Here is a 19,815-nt window from a genome sequence, read left to right as displayed (position 1 = left end):
CCGTGACCGGGGCCGCGACGGTGCCGATGCCGCGCAGGGTGCCGGTGGCCGCGACCGTGACCGGCGAGGTCCAGAGGCCGTTGAGGGAGAGCGTGCCGGCCTGGATTGTGGTCGGGCCGGAGAAGAGGCCGGGGCCGGTGAGCAGGAGCGTGCCGGGGCCGGCCTTGGTCAGGCTGGTCGGGCTCGCGGTCTCCAGGATGGCGCCGGCGTAGGTGGAGGCGGCCGCACTGGAGACCGTGAGGGCGCCGTTGCCCAGGACGGCGGAGGCCGGGCCGGCGAGGTCGGTGAGCGTGAGGGCGGTGCCGTGGCCCTCACGGACAAACGACAATCGAGGCGCGAAACTCCTGACCTCCCCGCGTCGGTTTTTTTCGCCTCGTCAGGCCGGCGGCCTGACGAGGACGAGGTACGGAGTCAGGCGCGTGACGCGCAGGCTCATCGTCGCGGCCAGAACGTCGAGCGCGTCGTCGGTGTCGCGGATGTCGAGCGTCCCGCTGAAGCGCTGCGCGCCGAGCCCCGAACCGAGCAGGACGATGCGCCCGCGCCGATAGCGGTTCAGGTCGGCCACGACCGCGGCGAGGGGCTGCCCCGTGACGACGAGCTTGCCCTCCCGCCACGTCGTGGCGCGCCCCACATCGCCGCGCTCGACCGTCAGATGGCCGTCGGCGCTCCGGAGGGCGACCTCGCCGGCTCCGATGGTCACGGCGCCCGCGGTCGTCGACGCGTCCACGCGCCCCTCCGCCACGCCGACCGGTTCGGCGTCCCCGCCGGCCCGGACGAAGAAGCGCGTCCCCACAGCGCGCACCCGCAACCCGCCGCCGTAGACCACGAAGGGTCGGGCGCTGTCGGGCACGACATCGAACACCGCCTCGCCGCGCAGCAGGTGGACGTCGCGCGCGGCGGCCGTGAAGTGCAGGACGAGCGCGGTGTCGGTGTTGAGGGCGGCGCGGCTGCCGTCGGGGAGCCGCGCCGTCTCGATGTCCCCGATCCCGGTCCAGACGTCGGCGCGGACACGGTCGAGGATCCCGCTCTCGTAGGTGATGAATCCGGACAGGCCCAGCGCTGCCGCGAGACCGACGAGGCGCGTCGGCGGCGGCCGCCTGCGCCGGCGCGTATCGGGCACGCGCCCGGCGATGCCCCGCCACGCCTCCATCTCCGCGTAGGCCTCGGCATGGGCCGGGTCGGCGGCGCGCCAGGTCTCGAAGGCTGCCCGGTCGGCGTCGGTCGCGTCGGGGGAGGACAGGCGAACCACCCAGAACGCGGCCCGCGCGTAGATCGGGTCGTCGGCGGCCTCGTCGTCGCCCGCGGGCTTGCGCTCCTCCTCCATGTCGACCCGCTGCCCGCTCCGCCCGTCCGACCTATGAAGACCATCGAGGCCGCGAACTCCTGACGTGCCCGATCAGAAAAACTCGTGACACGCGCGACGAATGTGCAGCAGCGCCGTGATGAGGTGCTTCTCGACCATGTTGCGGCTGACGCCGAGACGGACGGCGACCTTCCAGTTCGAGAGGCCCTCGACGGTGCTGAGCAGGAACGCCTCCCGGCAGCGCGGCGGCAGCCCGTCGATCGTTGCCGCCACGAGGCGCAGCTGCTCGCGGGCGATCACCTGCGTCTCGGTCTGGGCGTGCCCGTCCACGACGCTCGACAGTTCGAGATCGGTCATGGATCGGAAGAGGCGCGCTTCGAACCGGCGGCGCTTGCCGAGATTGGCGGCGACGTTGCGCGCGAGGTGGAACAGGAAGAGGCGCGGATGCTCCAAGTCGGTGGTCGTGAGTGCTTTGACGAGGCGAAGATACGTCTCCTGCGCGGCGTCGGCTGCGTCGGCAGGGTTCCCGAGTTTGCGAAGAAGGAACCGCTGGAGGTTCAGGTTCTCACTGCGATGTAGGGCATCCAATGATACCGCCACCATAACTCCAATCCTCAGGTGCCTCGCCGACGCACACGAGCGCGCGGCGCCGGCCGATTAGACTGTCACGCCGAGGATAGACGCAAGCGTTCTGAACGCTTTTAGCCGATCTAAACTGATGCATCTGCTCTCAGCCAAACGCTTGTTCGGCCGCTACGAAACAGCGATGCGAATGCGGGGCCTTGAACTGGAATAGTTCTAGTAGAACGGCTGTTTTCCATGTTCTGTTGCAAATCTGCGGCATGGATCGGGGCATGCCGGTGGCGTTCTGGGACCCGGCTTCGCGCCGTTCGTGGTCGAGACGCGCTCAGCGTCCCGGGGCGGCCTTCCGTCAGACGTCGAACGCCCACGTCCTCGACATGGTGCTCGAACCCGGCCGATCGCGGAGCCGCCCGTTCCGGCCACGAACCTTCGCCTCGCAACGCGGCCTGCACTCTGGCGCAGCGAGGGTCGGAAAAGGGTCGGACTTGGTCCGTGCGGCTATATATCCGCTTCGCTACATCTGCCGTCCCACAGCAAAAATGGCGGCATTCCACCCGGAGCCGCCCTTCGGCTGTCGGCCCATCTCAGACGGCTACGCCCGTGGTGGGGACGCCGACAGGCGGACGTTCTGATCTCCTGGCCGTATCATGGAGGTGCGGTGCGTGACCGCGATGATGGTCAACCCGTCAACAAGGTCACGTAAGCCGTCCATGATGTGCCGCTCGGTCTCGTCGTCGAGGGCCGAACTGGCTTCGTCCAGAACGAGAATCGCCGGTTCGCCGTAGAGCGCCCGCGCGATGGCGATGCGTTGCCGTTCACCGCCCGACAGCTTGAGGCCCCGTTCGCCCACGACGGTCTCAAACCCTTCCGGCATGGCCTCGATGCGCGTGAGGATGGAGGCCTGCGCGGAGGCCCGGCGGAGGCGCTCCGCGTCGAACGGACGGCCCAGCACGATGTTGGCCGACAGCGTATCGTTGAGCAGTGTCACCTCTTGCGGCACGACGCCGACATGGTTGAACCAATCATCGCTCGCGATGCGAGTCAGGTCGGTTCCGTCGGCGAAGATGTGGCCGCCGCTCGGTTGCAACCCCTTCAACAGCAGGCGAACGACGGTTGATTTGCCTGCACCGGTCTCACCCGTAAGGAAGGTCGGCGTGCCGCGGCGAGCGACGAAGGAGAGGCCGGCAACGCCACGACCATTGGCGTAGCGAAAGCTGACGTTCTCGAAAGCGACGATGCCGAGGGACGGCCGGTAGGGCAGCGGATCGGCGGGCTCGAGTTCTTCCGGTGCTCTCCACATCATCGCTAAGGGCCGGAAGCGGGCCGCTGCTTCGACCGACTCCTTGATGGCCATGCCGACCATGTGGAACGGCTCATTCAACTGGATCAGCAACGTGTTGAAGAGCACGATGCCGCCGATCGAGATCAGGCCGCCCTCGAACCGGGGGACGAGGATCAGGAACGTGACCGTCAACTGCAAGGCTGCAGCGATGCCCAGAAGCCCACAGAAGGCGCTGCTCACCAGCGCGTAGCGCCGCAAATTCGCGAAGGCATCACCCGCGCTGGCAGTAAAGCGCTCGGTGATCCATCGTTCGCCGCGTGTCTGGCGCAGGGTGTCGATGACGGCGATGGCGTTGCCGACCAAGCGCGCATTGGCCTGACTTTGATTCATCGCCTCATTGAGAGCGGGTTTGACTTTGCCGATACGCGTGTAGTCGAGCGCGATCACGACCACGCCGTAGATGAATATGATCAGGGCTATGTCCCAGCTGACGAGGTTGCCGAGGACTAGGACGCTGAAGGCGATCTGGACGCATCCAGGGAGCAAGCCTCCGAGCCCGAGCTGGGTGATGAGGTTCAGCGTCTGGGTTCCCTGCTGACGGGCAGTCCCGATCTCCGCGGCGTTGTGCTCCAGGAAGAAGGCTGGCGTCTTGTGTAGGAGGCGCGCAAAGAAGGCCGTATTTGCAATGAACGATAGACGCTCCGCGCAAAGCACGATCAGGAACCGTGATCCAATGCCCAGAGCTTTCGCGCATCCGAACAGGAACGCGTAGGACATGAGGAGCGGGAGCGCGTCGGACCGCACTTGTCCGCGGGCCAGATCGTCGACGGCGCGTGAGAAAAGGTACGGAGCCGAGATCGAGGCCAATGCACCGAGCAAACTGGCCGAGATCACCGCGATGGTCGTCAGGCGGGCGTCACGCCAGTAGGCTCGCAGCAACGCGTTCAGAATCGATATCATTCGAAATTGCCAGGGAAAATCCTGAGGGCGATTTTCGAATCCCTCGCAAGCTTGAGGAATGCAAGATTTTTCGCGGCAATCCGCGACTGGATCTGTCCGCCGCGATGCATCCGCCGTCCGGGAGAGGACGGGCAAGAAGCCAACTATCCCGAATATTTGCCCTGTTCTGCCCTATGACCGGATGACGAACGAATATCCGATATCAACACGCTGCATGTCCAGCGCGGGATACATCACATACTGCCATGCCAATCGATTATCCCTCACGCAATCCGGAAATTCGACCTGCTCCGATCCAAGCATCAATACAAGTTCTATTTTACGGAAAACCGGAATGAACCAATAGGACCTGAGTACGAGAGCACCGCTTGACGCAGATCTGCACGCGATTCAATTGGGTTTCCCATCTTCCGCGATGTCCGCCGTGAGCGGGCCGGCGGCCATTTCCTCGATGTGTTCAATCGCGGCTTTCAGACTTATGAACGCGCCCAGCGGGCCGCGCAGGTGTACGACTATCTTTCGCCGACTGATCGGGGTGCCGTCCGCGCTGGGCTCGGAGAGCATCATCTCGAGAGCGAGGCGACCGACGCCTCCTCCGACGCCATGCGTCGATGTGGCTTCGAAGTAGATGACGGGAGCTTCGAGAGTACCTTCGACCTCACTGGGGACGATCGGAACGGAGCTGATCTTGGGACGGCTGGTCAACGGTGTGTCTCCGGTGTTGGCCGCGTCGAGGGTGCAACCGGCCACATTGAGCACGCCATGCGGGCGTGCGCCTTCGCCGATGTCCTTCCATCGCTGCCTGTTCGACCTCCTCTGTCGCGTGCCAACGGTCGCCCGACAGAGCCACGATGCGCCCCTATTCAAAAGTGTCGGGACGATCACCGTCTCCCTGAGAGAGCGAACAGAGGACGAGCGTCACCTGGATCGAGAGGCGGACCGTCGATCCTGAGCAGCAAATGCTCCGGCGATGGCACCGCCCCACCCTCCACTTCGAGAGTTCCGCTCACGGGATGACAAAGGGATCCTCGAAGCCGTCGGGATACGTCGAGCAGGCCGGGGCGTCATTGAGCTTCCGACACGGCCATTGCGATCGGGCAATTCGATCGACGAGCTCGAAACGAGAACCGGTCCAGTGGACGAAGCCGAAGTGGGCCCAAGGGCCCGCGGCCTTCGGATCGTCCTTCTCGAGTGGTGGCGAGTCAGGATCGAATTCCATGATCCAGCGCATGGTGGGCGCATAAGGCAGCTTGTCGTCGAGCAGAAACAGGACGCTGCCGCCGTACTTCGTCTGACGCACGCGGTCGTCGAAGCTCAGGACCGGATCCGCCGGCAGCACGTCCGCACTGACATCCCGCAAGGCGCCGTCGGCAGCGAACCGAAAAGCCTTCCGACCCATGCCGTTGCGGCAATCCAACCCCGCCTCACCCTCGTCGCATCGTACGGGCCAGATCAGGTACACGGTGTCTCGGGGGTCCGCTCCCTCGAAGCTGCGGACCATGAACGCGCCGGCCCCCAGCGTGAAGTCAGGACGGCGCCCGAAGCCGGGAGCCGCCAGATAAAAAGCTTTGCGCAGATCCTCACGGCGCGTGTCACGTTCGAGGTCGAACGCTCGGACAGGGAGGGCCAAGACAGCGTGTGCCACATGCTCAGGAGCCGGGCCGAAGCAGTAATCGTCGAAATGAAGCCCGAGGAACGAGGTCCCTCCGCCCGCGTCGTGGGGCTTGCAGATCGCCCCCATGGTCCGCCCAACCTCGAGGGGCATCCACGGACTTGACATGATCGCCGGGACCCGAGGAAAGACGGGCTCGGCGTCAAACAGCTTCATGGCCGCGGGACGCACGATGGCCCCACGTGCGTCACCCAGTCCCGGAGCATGCCCTCGCGCGCACCCAATGCTGTAACATCCGACCAGTGATGCGGCCACAAAGAGACGGGATAAGGATTTCATCCGACGACCTTGTCGCACGTCCGCGAATAGGCGATGTCACCAGCTATGGTTCAGCAGGAACTCGGCCCTGTATGGTAGTCAAAAGTTAGGTTTGTTCGTTGCCGCAAGCCACCAGCGTTCCCGCTCTGACTTCGGCAATCGTCGCAGACCCGTCGGACAAACCCGAGTCCGCTCAGCGCAAGCGCCTTTGTTCTTGTACGCCGCATAACAGGCGTCGTCACGCCACGGCGATGAGCTAGTCCGCTGGACAAGCCCATCGAGGTCTATGGTTTTGCGGGCCTGCGCCGTCACCCGCAGTAAACCGCGGCGGCTTTCCCGGAGCCTGTCCGGTTCGGGTCAGGCGGCCAAGGCTCGGACCTCGGCTTCGGCAGAAGCGGCGGGTTTCCGTCTCGGCGGAGGCAGCGTGCCGATCGGTTGGAGCGGCCGCCGGTGGTTGAACCAGTCGACCCATTCGAGGGTGGCGTACTCGACCGCCTCGAACGAGCGCTCAAGATCTCACGCCGCAGCGTCCATCGCGCCCTACAGGACGCAGCATCACCGGAATCGCTCGGGCCGTCCCCGCCCCTCGAATGACTGGTCGGGCCGCTCGCGCCCCTCGTGTGACTGTACCATGGGGCTCCAGAAGCCATCCGGCGACCAACTGTGCGGCTGCACGGGAACATGCCCGCCGTCCCAGTTGCGAGGCCTCATGTCAGCGATCAGCCTCGACCCAGTCTCGTAGCGGTACATCTCACGGTGGTCGCCATCGGCGCGGCGTCGCACCGCGCTCAAGTCCGTGGTGATGTCGATGGGAGCCTTCTTCTGGGAAGCGCTGCGCGGCGCGCGCTTCGCGGTCACGGGCTTCGCATCGAAATAGTCACGGTAATCCCCGTACGACTCGACCGCCATCGCGCCGACCGTCGATCCGAGAAGTATGGCGGCTGCGAGCAACGTCTTCACTATCCCACACCTTCTGCATGCACGGTGGCGTCTAGCAGATCCGCGTTTACGTCGGCCCGCCGAACTGTGTAGGATTGTAGGCGATCTTCCAGAGATTGCCGTGACGTGCAGCACAGGCCGGATGCCGTTCAGGCCGCACGAAGGCGCGGCTCTCCAGCTCTCACGCGGCTCCTGATTTTGCTCCGCCGCGCATCCCGATCTTCCTGGCGCAGGGCAGCACGGACAACCGCGTGCCGCCGCGGGTGACCGAGGAGTATCGCGCGCGGCTGTGCCGAGCCGGCAGCCGGGTCGCGTTCGACCGCGTGCCTGGCGTGGGACATCTGTCGATGGCCAAGGACGCTGCGCCGGCGGCCCTCGACCGGATCGGTGACCGCTCCGCCGGCGTGCGGGCACCGAGCGAGTGCGGCGAGCCTTGACCACCGGACGGCGCCCTTTAGGGTCGGGTCTCTCCGCTGGGCGAATTCGAGACTGAGGTGGTACCGCCTCAGGATACGCGACCGAGCGAGCCACGTGGCGCGGGAGGCGGGTCCATGACGGACATTCTCATCGTCGGCGCGGGGCCGGTCGGTCTGACCATGGCGGCGGAGCTGGCCCGCTACGGCGTCGGAGTGCGCCTGATCGACCGCGCCCCGCACGCCACGGAGACCTCGAAGGCCCTCGTGGTCTGGTCGCGCACCCTCGAACTCATGGATCGCATGGGTTGCACGCGAGCCTTCCTGGATGCGGGACTGCGCGCTCCCGGTGCCTCGATCCGCAGCGGCGGCAAGGTGCTCGGCAGCCCGCGCCTGGAAGGCGTGGCGAGCGCGTACAACTTCGCCTTGATGATCCCACAATGCGAGACGGAGCGCCTTCTCACCGCGCAGCTGGGCGCCTTCGGCGTCGAGATCGAGCGTCAGGTCGAGCTGGTCGACTTCGCCGAGACGGCCGACGGCATCGACGCGCACGTGCGACACGCCGACGGGCGCGAGGAGACGGTGAGGACGCCGTGGCTGATCGGCTGCGACGGTGCTCACAGCACGGTCCGGCACAAACTCGGCATCCCGTTCTCCGGCTCGGCGCAGGGGGACGACTGGCTGCTCGCCGACGTGCGCCTCGAGGGGCCCGCAGCACCGCCGGCGGACGAGATCGCGACCTACCTGCACCGTGACGGCCCCTTCGTCGTCTTCCCGATCCCGGGCGGTCGGGCGCGCGTCATCGCGACGGTGGGCAAGGCGGATGCGACGCACCCGCGGCCGGAGCCCACCCTCGACGACGTGCAAGCCCTCGTCGATCAGCGCGCCGGCGGCGGCTTCCGCGTGTCTGACCCGGTCTGGTTGACGCACTTCCGCATCAACGAGCGCAAGGTCGCGGATTACCGGCGCGGGCGCGCCTTTCTCGCCGGCGATGCGGCGCACATCCACAGTCCCGCAGGCGGACAGGGGATGAACACCGGTATGCAGGACGCGGTGAACCTCGCCTGGAAGCTGGCGATGGTGGTGCGCGGTCAAGCGAGCGCGTCCCTGCTCGACAGCTACAGCCCAGAGCGCAGCGCGGTCGGGGAGCTGGTCCTGCGCAACGCGACCCGGCTGACCGACATGGCGACGCTGTCGAACCCGGCGGCGCAGACGGCGCGCAACCTCGCGCTGCGCTTCCTGCTCGGCCTCCATGTCGTCCGCGACCGGATGGCGACGCAGCTGAGCGAGATCGAGATCGCCTATGCCGACAGCCCGCTCTCCCTCGGACACGGCGCCGGAGCGCGTTGGGAGCCTGCTGCCTACGCGGGACCGCCCCCGGGCGCCGGCAGCGAGCCGCGCTTCGTCCTCTATGCGGCGGACGCGACGCGTGGGGCTGAACTGATCGAGCGCTTCCCCGGCCTGCTCGAACCGACGCGTCGGTCGCTGCCGAGCGGTTCCGACCTCATCGTTGTCCGACCCGACGGCTATATCGGTCTGGCTGCGAGGGACGGCGCGTGGGAGACCGCCGAGCAGTATCTGCGAGCCCTCGCGTAAGGTCCGAGCACCACCTGCTCCGCGCTCGTCTTCTGACCTCGCCGCATGCCCGACTCCTTCGGTCCTGGCCGATCCTCTCAATCAGCCCGGTCCAGAGCCAGTCGGTCAGGTCACACCGGCCTGTCCGTCACGCCCGCTTCGTCACCTCCGCCCACGCGACGTCCCTGGAATGCTCCACGTCGCGCTCAGAAGCGCAGCTGCATCCGAGCAGTCCCCGCATGCGAGAGGAAGTGATCGCCGACTTGACCCTGATACTCGCCGGTCACCTCGATGCCGCCACCGAGGCTGATCTGAAAGCCCAGCCCCATCTCGCCGAGGCGATCGGGGATCGACGATTCCGTAGCGAACAGGCCGAGAGCGCCGGTCCCCTGGAAGCTCGCCCTGCCGGTGAAATGGTCGTCCGAGAGGAGCGTCACGCCGAGGATACCGTAAGGCCGGATCCAGCGCCCCGCATCGAGGTCGATCCGGCCGCCGATCTCCAGCATCGGGCTGAACGCCACCAGCGTCTTGGCGACCGGTCGCATGTCGAGGTTGAAGCCGGGGGCCCCGGTCTCTGAATAGGCGGGACTGTAGCTGTAGAGCAGATCCAGATCCGCGTAGGGCTTGAGATACCAATCGCCGAACAGGACTTGGTAGCTTGCCCGCAGCCGCCCGCCCGCCGAGAGGATCCCGGACTTGCTGCGCGCCGTGGCCGTGGCGCCGCCGAAGTCGATCAGGCGCCTGTTCTCGGCCCAGGAATATCCGAGATTGGCCGATGCCGCGAGCAACCAGGGGCCGATCTGGTGCTTGAGCGCCGCCGAGACATCGCCGGCATCGCTGGTCGTCCCGGTGATCCGGTCGGGATCGCTCTGGATGGCGCGGGTGTAGGCGCCGGTCAGACCGAAGAACCAGTCAGGGGCGAACTCGGTCTGGAGGCCGGTCTGGTAGCTGAGGGCGGTCTGGCGATAGCCGCCGTCCTCCGCGGTCGCGGAAAGGGTCGTGTGGGCGCTCGTGATCCGCCCCCAGACACACTCGCCCTCACGCAGGAGCGTGCCGGTGCCGCTGAAGGCCGGACAGCTCATGGCCCGCTGAAGACCTTTGCGGGTGTCGAGCGTCCGGTCGGTCAGGCTGTCCTGGTTGGACTCGGGCTTCAACTCGTCGAGGGCAGCGGCGTAGGCCTTCTGGCTGTCGACCGAGAGGAAGCGCCCGTAGAGCGTTCCGAGCTGCCTGGTATTGCCGTCCCAGGCATCCTGCAGGCCCTGCGCGACGCTGCGCTGGTCCGGCGTGAGCGTGACGCCCGTCGGCTCCGTGAACCGGGCTCTCGGGACCAGGGAGAGGGTGTCGCCCGACGCGACGATCGACCAGGAGATCGGAACCGCGCCGGAATGGAGGCTGCTGCCGACAGCCATGGCGCCGCTCTCCACGACCTGACCGGCCCGGAGGAAGGCGTACCGGCCGGGCAGCAGCCCGTCGATCAGATGCGGCTCGACGAGGCCCTTCAGTGACGCGGTGCCGGTGACGGTGAGGAGATCGGCGCGCAGGGCCCCCTCCGGCGCCAGGGGCGCCACGTCGACGAGCATCCGCCCGTACGCGCTCTGCTCGAAATTGCCGGTCACCGTCGCTCGGGCGACCTTGCCGACGCCGCCGATGTCGAGGGTGGCGCTGTTGTGCAGGCGGCCGTTCGGCCCCAGGGCGATGACGCCTTCGGGTCCGGTGCGCAGGATCGCCGAGGTCCCACCCGTGTTCTGGAAACCGCCGTTGACGAAGGTGACGCCCCCCGCCTGGCCGGCGGCCAAGTCCACGTCGCCGATCACGGTGCCGTAATTGTTGATCTCGCCGGCGGAGAACGCGCCGACGATGGCCCGGCCCGAAGCCGCGCTGACCACGGCGCGCCCGCCGATCACGATCGTAGTGGAGCGCCCGCCGTCGATGCGGATCGCCGCCCCGGTGCCGCTGCCGCCCGTGACGAGGCCGTTCACCTGGAGGTTGATCCTGCCGCCCCGCTCCGGGTCGGGTTCGAGGCTCCCGTCGGTGCGTTGGACGCCGGACTGGACGAAGATCGCGTTCGCGTCGCGGCCCGACGCGATGATCGATCCGGACGACGCGACGGAGATGTCGCCGCCCTTGCCGGTCGCGTTCAGACGGCTCTGACCCGACGCCCCGGCGGCCGGGCCGGCGAGGTCCAGGAGCAGGCCGCCGCCGCCTCCGAGGCTCTGGGCGAGGAGGCCGTGGGACTGGGCGCCCGACGTGCGGATCGCGCTGCCCTCCTCCAGCGTCACCCGGATCGTCCCACCGTTGCCGCCGGACCCGTCGCGCAGTGCGTAGGGCACCGCGTATCCCATCGCCTGGTGCGCGCCGCCGTAGCCACCGCCGCCGCCGATCGACTGCAGCAGCAGCGCCGGCGCCGCGTCGCCGACGGTGGAGACCTGCGCGCCCGCGGTCAGGCTCACCCCGACCGGGCCGCCGCTCCCCGAGGCGCCGCCCGCGCCGCCGATCCCGAACGTGTAGCGGTGGCCGCCCGGGCCGGCCGCCACCGAGGCGAGACCGCCGCCACCGCCGATGCTCTGCGCCAGGATGCCCACCGCCCCGAAGCCCGTCGTGGCGACCGTGCCGGATTGCACGATCGTCACGCCGCCACCGTCGCCCGCCACGCGCCCGGAGCCGCCGAGCGTCAGGCTGCCGGATCTCTCGGAGACGCCGGCCGGATCCTCCGGTGGGGCGATCCGCTCGATGTCGAGCGCGGCGAGCAGGGCGTCCGCCAGCGCCTGCGCGTCGCTCTTCGTCCCGCTCTTCGCCTCACTCTTGGTCTGGCTCTGAACCTGGCTCGCGGCCGGCTCCTTGGATGATTCCGTCCCCTCCGCCGCAGCGGCGGGGGTGGCAGCGGCGGGAGTGTCGGCCTCGGCGGAGGGCGCCGAGAAGCTTCCGCCACCGCCGCCGATGCTCTGGGCGACGACGGCATGCGCCTCGGCCCCGGCGGTGGTCACCGAGCCGTGGTTATCGACCTGGACAGATCCGCCCCGGGCGCCGGTCCCTCCCGATCCGCCGACGGTCAGGTTGAGCGTCAGGCCCTTGTTCGCTTGGCTGCCGGCGACCGTTGCGCCGACGCCGTTGCCGCCGCCGCCGCCGATGCTCTGCGCGTAGAGGCCGTAGGCGGCATCGTCCGCGGTGGCGACGGAACCGGTGTTCACGATCTTGGCCGTGCCGCCGATGTTGCCGCTGCCGCCCGTGCCGCCGAGCGTCGCCGTCACGGTCGTCCTGTTGGTCGCCTCCGCGTAGGCGAGGCCACCCTGGCCGCCGCCGCCGCCGATGCTCTGCGCCAGGATGCCGTGCGCGCCGATCCCCATCGTCCGGACGGTGCCGCCGTTCTCGACCGAGACGCGACCGCCGTTCCCGCCCTGCGCGCCGCTCCCGCCGAGCGACAGGGTGAACGCCACCTCGGGCAGCTTGGTGGCGCCCTTCTTCTGCGCGTCCAGATAGCTCGAGACGCTGCCGCTGTAGGACTTGAGCGCCTTGCCGAAATCCGAGTTCTTGAGCTGATCCGCCAGGCCCTTGTACGTGTCGCTGGACTTGATGTCCTTCAGGAATCGATCGAGATCGTCCTTGTTCTCCTTGTCCTTCGCCCACTCCTGGTAGGCGGCGACACCGATCGTCTTCTTGATCTGCGTCCAGATCGTTCCGACGGTGTCGGGGTCGGAAACGTCACGCGCCGCGACGCTGCCGCCCATGCCGCCGCCGCCGCCGACGCTCTGCGCCACGATCCCGTGCGAGCCGTCGCCGCTGGTCGCGATCAGGCCGCCAGCGGCATTGGTGACGGTCACGTCCCCGCCGCTGCCGCCGCTGCCGCCCTGGCCGCCGAGCGTCAGGCCGACGGTGAGCTTGCCGACGGCCGATCCGGACACGGTGCCGCCGTTGCCGCCGCCCCCGCCGATGCTCTGCGCCTCGATGCCGTGGGCGTCCGACCCCCCGGTCGTGATCGCGCCCCGGTTCGTCACCGTGACCGCGCCGCCGACATTGCCCTTGCCCTTCCCGCCGCCGATCGTCTCCGTCACCGAGAGGGTATCGGCGATCGGAAGCTTTCCGACGAGGCCGTTCAGGGTCTTGTCGAAGGAGAAGCCGGGGGCCGCGAGGCTCGCGGCGTTGCCGCCGTTGCCGCCGCCCCCACCGATGCTCTGCGCGAGGATGCCGACCGCGCCGGCTCCCCCGGTGGTGACGCTGCCGGACTGCGTGACCGTGACCGCGCCGCCGATCCCGGCGACGCCCGCGGTGCCGCCGACGCTCCGCGCCACCGTGACGTTCTGCTTGAGGCTCAGGCTGTTGCTCGTCGCGGTCGCGCCCCCGCCATTGCCGCCGCCCCCGCCGATGCTCTGGGCCTGGATGCCGATCGCGCCGTCCCCGGACGTGCGCACCGCGCCGCTATTCGCGGCGGTGACGGTGCCGCCATTGCCGCCGCCGCCGCCCGTCCCGCCCAGCGTGGAGGTGGCGGACACGGCCATCTGGCCCGGCGGGGCGACCGCCAGCGCGTAGGCGGCGGCATCGCCGCCGATCCCGCCGCCGCCGCCGACGCTGAGGACCAGCAACCCCGCGGCCGCGTCGCCGTAGGTGGTGACCCGGCCGGCATTGATCACGCCCGCTGGGCCGCCATTGCCGCCGTCGCCCCCCGAGCCGCCGATCGCGGTGGAGAAGGCGAAGCTCGGCAGCGACTGCCCGCTCGGCGTGGCCAGGGGCGTCGTGATCGCCGTCGCGCTGGCCAGGCCGCCGACACCGCCGCCGCCGCCGATGCTGAGGACGGCCAGGCCGTCCGCTCCGAGACCGGCGGTGGTCACGGTGCTGCTGCTCTCGATGCGGGCCTCGCCGCCGTTGCCCCCCTTGCCACCGGATCCGCCGATCGCCCACGAGGCGGAGAGCGCCGCGCCCACCGCGATGCTCCTGACGTCGCCGCCGGCGCCGCCGCCGCCGCCGATGCTCTGCACCAGCACGGCCGTCGATCCCGCCCCGCCGGTCTCGATCGCGCCGGCCCGGCCGGTGAAGCGCGCGAGACCGCCATCACCGCCGCCGCCGCCGCTGCCGCCCAGGCCGACCGCGAAGAAGGCCCCGGCCGGGAAGGCGCCGCCACCGCTGCCGCCGCTGCCACCGATGCTCTGCACCAACGCCCCGAAGGCCGAGTCGCCCTCGGTCGTGATCCGGCCACCCGCGTTGACGATCTCCGCGGTCCCGCCCGCGCCCCCGGTCCCGCCGGCCCCGCCGCGGCCGAACCAGAGCGAGATGCCTCCGGCCCCGCCGCCGCTCCCGGGCGCCACGTCGAGGGCCGCGAGCGGCAGGGCCGAGAGGGCGCTGCCGCCGCCGATGCTCTGCGCCACGAGGCCGGTCGCCCCGGCGCCGGACGTCGTCACCGTCCCGCTGTTGGTCAGGGTCACCGATCCGCCCGGGGCGGCATCGCCCCCGCCGCCGCCACCGAACACGCCGCCGCCGCCCTTGCCGCCCGGCCCGCCGACCGATTGCGCGACGAGGCCGAGGGCGTAGTCGCCCGCCGTGACGATCGTGCCGCTCTGGGTCACCGTGACGGTCCCGCCGTCACCGCCCCGGCCACCGGGCCGGCCGCCGGCATCGGGCTGTATCCCGCCGTCGCCGCCGATGCTCTGGACGAGGCCGCCGAGGGCAGAGTCGCCGGAGGTCCGGATGGTCCCGGCCATGTCGAGGCGCGCGGTGCCGCCCGCGCCGCCCGGCGTCACGAAGGGGTTGCTGTAGAAGGTCCCGGACCCGCGGATCGAGCCCGCGCCGCCGATGGACTCAACAATCACCGCGGTCGCCCCGACACCGTCGGTCGTCACCTGCCCGGAGCGTGTCACCGTGAGCGCGGCCGCGCCGCCGGCGCCGCCCCGTCTGGAGGCGGTCTGGTCGGCGTCGGTGCCCCCGCGGCCGGCATCGCCGCCGACCGCACTGACCCGGACCCCCAGGAAGGCCTGCCCCTCGGTCGCGACGCGGGACGACAGGGTCAGGGTCGCCGGCCCGGCATCGCCGCCGGCGCCGACATTCTTCTGGGCGTCGCCGCCGTTCCCACCCCGGGAGAAGACCCAGAACCGCGGGATCGGCCGGAACTGGAGCTGGGAGACGCGGGCGCGCGTCGTGTAGCCGACCTGATCCCCCTCTCCGCTCACATCCTCTCCGAGCGTCACCGCGACGGCACCGCCGCGCCCACCGCTCGCGCCCGGGACGGATGCCAGCCCCACGATCGCGTCGCCGCGCCCGCCCGCTCCGCCCACCGAACCGGTCCGGATCGTCGCGGCGAGGTCGTTGCCGGCGGCCGCGGCATCGACATTGATCAAGGACAGGTCAGGGCCGTCAGCACCGGCCGTCGCGACGACATTCGACGCGATGACGTTGGCTCTACCATCGCGGCCGCTGGTGGCGGTCACCACCTCGGGCCGAGGTCGCTCCGCGGCGCGCGCCGGCAGGTCGAGGACCAGGACCAGGCCGGTGCTGGCCGCGACGACGAGCCGTCCGCCATCGCGGATCTGCCGGTCGCGGCGTGGGACACAGAGCTGACCTGGCCGGTGACCCATCAGGAACGCGTCTCTCTGCGCCGCTGTCTCAAGAAAAAATCCGGGCCCTCGCGGCTCAGGGCACCCAGCGATCGTCCACACGAAGTTTTGAATGCATTCCTCTTACATGGTTAACAAAACGTTTAGAACGATCTGTCGGGCCGATGATGGTCCTATTTTTCCCAATTCTGGAGCAATTGTGCGGACCGAGATCGATATTTCTAACAGCGACCGAACCCATATTTCTTGGCGAATTCACGATTTTTAGTATCTGAGTCCATGTTTAAATGCCCTCAGATATTCGAGGCCGCGCCTGGAGCGAATTGAACGCGTCTCGGGTGCAGCAATGTAGGTGCGGTGGATTTCAGACGGTCGGCGTTTCCCACCCCGTCGGGGGACGCGTTTCACACCGCCACAGGCCGGAGACGGAACAGGAATGACGGCTGTCCCTCGACGACCGTCCTGCCGGGTCTCGTCGCCGTAGCCGGCCGTCGGAACCGGACAGGCTCGCCGAGCTGCTCGGTGAGGCAAGGCGCGCGCCGGCGTGGCAAATGGCGACGCCCGCGATATATTAGGATCCGCTAAATAAGAGACCCTGAGAGCGCCCGGATCCGGACCGATGGACGTCGTCACGCCGAACGAACTGCTGCGCCTTCAGGACAGGGCCGGCGACGCGGCCCGTCTGCTCCGTCTCCTCGCCAACGAGAAGCGCCTGCTCATTCTGTGCCTGCTGGTCGCCCGCGGCGAGATGGACGTGACGAGCCTCGCCGAGGCGGTCGGACTCAGCCAGTCTGCCCTGTCGCAGCACCTCGCCAAGCTGCGGGAGGACGGGCTGGTCGCGTACCGGCGCGAGAGCCAGACGCTTCACTACCGCCTGGAGGATCCCCGGGTCGCCCGCGTGCTGGCGACCCTCAAGGACATCTTCTGCCCGGAACTCGCCTGACCGCGTCAGCCACGCAGGATCTCCACCGCGAGTCCCGAACGGTCCGGCCGGTTGCGCAGCCGCAGGCTCGGCCCGCTGCGGCGTAACGCCATCGCGGCGATGGCGAGAGCAAGCCCGCAGCCCGTCGCGCGCGGCGATCGCGGAGGAAGCCCGCGCGCTCCGGGAAGCCGGCCGGCGCGTCGCTCCGGCGCTCGCAGCGCTTGCCGCAGAACATTAGGGTGCACTAAATAAGAGCCGTCTAATGTTATCGCGCGGGACAGCGTTCTCCGCCGCCGAGCCGGGCCTCGCCTGGACCGGAGCTGTGGGCAGATCGAGATGGATGACTTCACCGCAGTCAGCGCCCTTATCGGCGGAGCGATGATCGGCGCATCCGCGTCGCTCCTCCTCCTCCTCACCGGGCGCGTCGCCGGCATCAGCGGCATCCTCGGCAGGCTCCTGGTCCCGCCCGCGCGCGGGACCGCTTGGCGGGCCGCCTTCGTGGCGGGCCTCGTCCTGGCGCCGGTCGCTTACAGGGGTCTCGGGGGCGACCTGCCGCCGGTGACGATCGGGGCGTCGTTCCCGCTCCTCGTCGTCGCGGGCCTGCTGGTCGGCTTCGGCGCGCGCCTCGGATCCGGCTGCACCAGCGGCCACGGCGTCTGCGGCATAGGCCGCGGCTCGCCCCGCTCGCTGGCCGCCACCGGCACGTTCATGACCGTCGCGATCCTCACCGTCCTCGTCGCGCGGCGTCTCGTCGGAGCCTGAGCCATGGCCAAGACCGTCTCCGCCCTCGCCGTCGGCCTCCTGTTCGGCCTCGGCCTCCTCGTCTCGGGCATGGCCGACCCGGCCAAGGTGCGCGCCTTCCTCGACGTGACGGGCCGCTGGGACCCGAGCCTCGCCCTCGTCATGGCGGGTGCCGTCGCGGTCTCGGCCGCCGGTTACCGCCTGGCGCTGCGGCGCGGCCGGCCGGTGCTCGCGCCCAGGTTCGATGTCCCGACCCGGCGCGACCTCGACCTGCATCTCATCGCCGGAGCCGCGATCTTCGGCCTCGGCTGGGGCCTGGTCGGCCTCTGCCCCGGCCCCGCCCTCACCATCCTGACGGTGGCCCCGGCCGAGGCCCTGACCTTCGTGGCGGCGATGGTCGCCGGCATGCTGCTGTTCCGCCTCGTGCCGCCGGTGCGTCCGAAGCCGAAGGCCGTGCCGGGAGCCGGCGCCTGAAGCGCACCGCTCGGGCAAGCGGGTTCGCTGCGTCGGGATCGGACGCTCCCGCCATGTCGTCCGCGTGCCGGCGTCGCCCTGCGCTCGCGGTCCGACAGCCCCAAGGCGACGCTCTGCGGGCGCGGCGGGCACGGCTCGGGTCCGGAATCCGGCATCGCTCCGGTGGTGGCGGCCGCGACGGCGATGCGGCTCCAGCCTTCGGGTCTCGCGCTCCGCGCATCGCGCCCGACGGAGCGTCGGCGGCGCTGTCAGTCGGTGGGCTGGAGCCGCAGAGCCATGCCCCAGGGATCGCGGACAACGAGCGCGCCGTCGTCCGCGCCGAGGGGCGCGTCGGCCTCGCGCAGACGGTCTCCCGTCGATGCCAGGGTCGGTCGATCGACCAGCAGCACCACCTCGGCGAGGCCCGTCCGCCCCTCGGATCTGACGGCCGCACCGCGGCTGTTCCAGACGTTGCCGGCCAGCTGATGGTGGTAGCCGCCGGAGCCGAGGAACAGGGCTCCCGGATAGCGGCACATCACGTCGAAGCCGAGCAGGTTCGCGTAGAAGCGCTCTGCCGCTCCGAGGTCGCCCACCTGGAGATGGACGTGCCCGACGCAGGCGGCGGCCGGCATCGCCGACCAGGGACGCGTCGCGGCACCGACGATCCCGGCCTGATCGAGCCGTTCGTTGCGCATCACGACCGAACCGTCCGACGCACGCGGCCACGCCGATGCCGGGCGATCGACGTAGATCTCGATGCCGTTGCCTTCCGGATCGTCGAGGTAGACGGCCTCGCTCACGAGGTGGTCGGCGCCGCCCGTGAGCGCGATGCCGTGCCTCTCCGCGTGCAGGAGCCAGGCACCGAGGTCGCTTCGGTCGGGCAGCAGGAACGCCGTGTGGAACAGGCCGGCCTCGCGCGGGTCCCGTGACCGCGCGTTCGGGTCACGGCGCAGGACGAGGCGCGTCGCGTCGCCCGTCCCGAGATGCACGGCACTCTCGGTCTCCGAGAGGATGCCGAGCCCGATGATGTCCCGGTAGAACCGCGTGAGCGCGTCGAGGTCGCGCACGGCCAGGGTCACCGCACCGATCCGGTACGGCGCCTCGGCCAGGACGCGGTCCGGCCCGGCCTGGGGCCGGCTCGAAGCGGGTGTCGCCATGGTTCGTCTCCCGATCTCTGTCCGTCCGGCAGGTGGGATCGCCGGCCGGTCCTCAGCGGCTTCTCGTCTCCCGGGCGGCGGGCTCCGGCGCCCCGCGCCAGGATCCGAACAGGCTGAAATGCGGGGTCCCGCCCTCGGACGCGACCGCGACCGTCGCCGTGCGGCCCGCGACCAGGCGGGTCTCGTCGGGAACGTCGTCCAGCTTGATCCGCACCGGGATGCGCTGGGCCAGCCGGACCCAGGCGAAGGTCGGGTTGACGCTGGCCAGCAGGTTCGAGCCCGCCGTGCGCTCGCGATCCTCGATGCCGCCCGCGAAGCTCTCCACGCGGCCGTTCAGCGTCGACGTCTCGCCCATCAGGCGGACGCTGGCCTTGTCGCCGACATGGATGCGCGGGAGCTTCGTCTCCTCGAAATAGCCCTCGACGCGCAGCGTGTCGCTGTCGATGAGCGCCATCACGCCCCGTCCGGTGGACACGTAGGTGCCGGGACGCAGCTCCATGTTGGTGATGCGCCCGTTGACCGCGGCCTTCACCGCGGAGCGTTCGAGGTTGAGCTTGGCGAGGTCACGGTCGGCCACCGCCTGCCCGTACGCCGCCCTGGCCTCCAGGTCGGTCGCCCGGGCGGCCTCGACCCTCTGCTGGGACGCGGCGGCGTCGCTGAGCTTCTGATAGCGGACGTAGTCGGCGGCGGCCCGCTCGGCGGTCGCCTGCTTGCCCTCGACCACCGCCTCCGCCTGGCGCAGGGCGAGATCGAAGCGCTCGGGATCGATGCGGAACAGCACGTCGCCCCGCTTCACCACCTGGTTGTCCGCCACCAGCACCTCGGTGACGAGGCCGGAGACGTCGGGGGCCACCTGCACCACGTCGGCGCGCACGCGCCCGTCGCGGGTCCACGGCGCCTCCATGTAGTAGTCCCACAGCGCCAGCCCGACGACGATCGCGGCGGCGACCGTCCCGAGGGTGACGAGGAGGCGGAACGAGAGGGCGAGAAGCCGGGGCATGGAGGGATCCGGAAGGTGT

General features: G+C 69.7%; 15 protein-coding genes and 1 pseudogene. 5 read left to right on the top strand and 11 right to left on the bottom strand.

All coding sequences use genetic code 11. The features are described 5' to 3' along the window. The 8 genes and pseudogenes from H288_RS32955 to H288_RS0128005 all read right to left on the bottom strand — a co-directional run. The coding region (locus H288_RS32955; protein ID WP_043713263.1) for an autotransporter-associated beta strand repeat-containing protein at positions 1-328 on the bottom strand (328 nt) is incomplete at its 3' end. A gap of 48 nt (positions 329-376) precedes the next feature. After that, on the bottom strand, positions 377-1,324 hold the full coding sequence (locus tag H288_RS0128030; protein WP_020095896.1) for a FecR domain-containing protein: 948 nt from the start codon (positions 1,322-1,324) through the stop codon (positions 377-379). 72 nt (positions 1,325-1,396) lie between these two features. Then, the gene (locus H288_RS0128025) at positions 1,397-1,906 is read right to left on the bottom strand and encodes a sigma-70 family RNA polymerase sigma factor (RefSeq protein WP_026605353.1); all 510 of its coding nucleotides are present in this window, start codon (positions 1,904-1,906) and stop codon (positions 1,397-1,399) included. A gap of 571 nt (positions 1,907-2,477) precedes the next feature. Then, complete coding sequence (locus H288_RS0128020; RefSeq protein WP_020095893.1) at positions 2,478-4,127, bottom strand: ABC transporter ATP-binding protein; 1,650 nt, start codon at positions 4,125-4,127, stop codon at positions 2,478-2,480. A gap of 390 nt (positions 4,128-4,517) precedes the next feature. Further along, the gene (locus H288_RS0128015; protein ID WP_020095892.1) at positions 4,518-4,832 is read right to left on the bottom strand and encodes a hypothetical protein; all 315 of its coding nucleotides are present in this window, start codon (positions 4,830-4,832) and stop codon (positions 4,518-4,520) included. Between the two features lie 301 nt (positions 4,833-5,133). Then, the gene (locus H288_RS0128010; protein ID WP_020095891.1) at positions 5,134-5,955 is read right to left on the bottom strand and encodes a hypothetical protein; all 822 of its coding nucleotides are present in this window, start codon (positions 5,953-5,955) and stop codon (positions 5,134-5,136) included. 459 nt (positions 5,956-6,414) lie between these two features. After that, positions 6,415-6,564: pseudogene (locus H288_RS34305) on the bottom strand (IS3 family transposase); the annotation flags it as partial. Positions 6,565-6,612: 48 nt separating this feature from the next. After that, positions 6,613-7,017, bottom strand: a complete 405-nt coding sequence (locus H288_RS0128005; RefSeq protein WP_026605351.1) for a hypothetical protein — start codon at positions 7,015-7,017, stop codon at positions 6,613-6,615. A gap of 191 nt (positions 7,018-7,208) precedes the next feature. Between H288_RS0128005 and H288_RS36325 the strand changes: the two genes are divergently transcribed. After that, positions 7,209-7,433 carry a lipase family protein gene (locus tag H288_RS36325; protein ID WP_107353651.1) on the top strand — a complete coding sequence of 75 codons (225 nt, stop codon included), beginning with the start codon at positions 7,209-7,211 and terminating at the stop codon, positions 7,431-7,433. 114 nt (positions 7,434-7,547) lie between these two features. Further along, positions 7,548-9,005 carry an FAD-dependent monooxygenase gene (locus H288_RS0127995; protein WP_020095888.1) on the top strand — a complete coding sequence of 486 codons (1,458 nt, stop codon included), beginning with the start codon at positions 7,548-7,550 and terminating at the stop codon, positions 9,003-9,005. 185 nt (positions 9,006-9,190) lie between these two features. On the opposite strand, the gene H288_RS0127990 is transcribed toward H288_RS0127995, so the two are convergent. Beyond that, entirely contained in the window at positions 9,191-15,544 is a 6,354-nt protein-coding gene (locus H288_RS0127990) for an autotransporter outer membrane beta-barrel domain-containing protein (protein ID WP_020095887.1), read from the bottom strand. Positions 15,545-16,142: 598 nt separating this feature from the next. Between H288_RS0127990 and H288_RS0127985 the strand changes: the two genes are divergently transcribed. The 3 genes from H288_RS0127985 to H288_RS0127975 all read left to right on the top strand — a co-directional run bounded on the left by H288_RS0127985 (position 16,143) and on the right by H288_RS0127975 (position 17,660). Next, on the top strand, positions 16,143-16,466 hold the full coding sequence (locus H288_RS0127985) for a metalloregulator ArsR/SmtB family transcription factor (RefSeq protein ID WP_020095886.1): 324 nt from the start codon (positions 16,143-16,145) through the stop codon (positions 16,464-16,466). A gap of 315 nt (positions 16,467-16,781) precedes the next feature. Continuing rightward, positions 16,782-17,207 carry a YeeE/YedE family protein gene (locus H288_RS0127980; RefSeq protein ID WP_020095885.1) on the top strand — a complete coding sequence of 142 codons (426 nt, stop codon included), beginning with the start codon at positions 16,782-16,784 and terminating at the stop codon, positions 17,205-17,207. Positions 17,208-17,210: 3 nt separating this feature from the next. Next, positions 17,211-17,660, top strand: coding sequence for a DUF6691 family protein (locus H288_RS0127975; protein ID WP_020095884.1), 450 nt, complete (start codon positions 17,211-17,213; stop codon positions 17,658-17,660). Positions 17,661-17,908: 248 nt separating this feature from the next. On the opposite strand, the gene H288_RS0127970 is transcribed toward H288_RS0127975, so the two are convergent. Together H288_RS0127970 and H288_RS0127965 are read right to left on the bottom strand one after the other, a co-directional pair. Next, positions 17,909-18,796 (bottom strand): VOC family protein, encoded by an 888-nt coding sequence (locus tag H288_RS0127970; RefSeq protein ID WP_020095883.1) that lies wholly within the window; start codon positions 18,794-18,796, stop codon positions 17,909-17,911. A 52-nt stretch (positions 18,797-18,848) separates the two neighbouring features. Beyond that, the gene (locus H288_RS0127965; protein ID WP_020095882.1) at positions 18,849-19,796 is read right to left on the bottom strand and encodes an HlyD family secretion protein; all 948 of its coding nucleotides are present in this window, start codon (positions 19,794-19,796) and stop codon (positions 18,849-18,851) included. Positions 19,797-19,815 lie beyond the last annotated feature (19 nt).

The organism is Methylobacterium sp. 285MFTsu5.1 (assembly GCF_000383455.1).
GTDB lineage: Bacteria > Pseudomonadota > Alphaproteobacteria > Rhizobiales > Beijerinckiaceae > Methylobacterium.
Note: the sequence above shows the minus strand (reverse complement) of the source record. Positions and strands in the feature narration are given on the sequence as shown.

Excerpts from the sequence above, each read along its gene's own strand:
- H288_RS0128030 (WP_020095896.1), bottom strand. The coding sequence starts at position 1,324 with ATGGAGGAGGAGCGCAAGCCCGCGGGCGACGACGAGGCCGCCGACGAC.
- H288_RS0127995 (WP_020095888.1), top strand. The coding sequence starts at position 7,548 with ATGACGGACATTCTCATCGTCGGCGCGGGGCCGGTCGGTCTGACCATG.
- H288_RS0127990 (WP_020095887.1), bottom strand. The coding sequence starts at position 15,544 with ATGGGTCACCGGCCAGGTCAGCTCTGTGTCCCACGCCGCGACCGGCAG.
- H288_RS0127980 (WP_020095885.1), top strand. The coding sequence starts at position 16,782 with ATGGATGACTTCACCGCAGTCAGCGCCCTTATCGGCGGAGCGATGATC.
- H288_RS0127965 (WP_020095882.1), bottom strand. The coding sequence starts at position 19,796 with ATGCCCCGGCTTCTCGCCCTCTCGTTCCGCCTCCTCGTCACCCTCGGG.
- H288_RS0127975 (WP_020095884.1), top strand. The coding sequence starts at position 17,211 with ATGGCCAAGACCGTCTCCGCCCTCGCCGTCGGCCTCCTGTTCGGCCTC.
- H288_RS0128020 (WP_020095893.1), bottom strand. The coding sequence starts at position 4,127 with ATGATATCGATTCTGAACGCGTTGCTGCGAGCCTACTGGCGTGACGCC.
- H288_RS0127970 (WP_020095883.1), bottom strand. The coding sequence starts at position 18,796 with ATGGCGACACCCGCTTCGAGCCGGCCCCAGGCCGGGCCGGACCGCGTC.
- H288_RS0127985 (WP_020095886.1), top strand. The coding sequence starts at position 16,143 with ATGGACGTCGTCACGCCGAACGAACTGCTGCGCCTTCAGGACAGGGCC.
- H288_RS0128010 (WP_020095891.1), bottom strand. The coding sequence starts at position 5,955 with ATGAAGCTGTTTGACGCCGAGCCCGTCTTTCCTCGGGTCCCGGCGATC.
- H288_RS0128025 (WP_026605353.1), bottom strand. The coding sequence starts at position 1,906 with ATGGTGGCGGTATCATTGGATGCCCTACATCGCAGTGAGAACCTGAAC.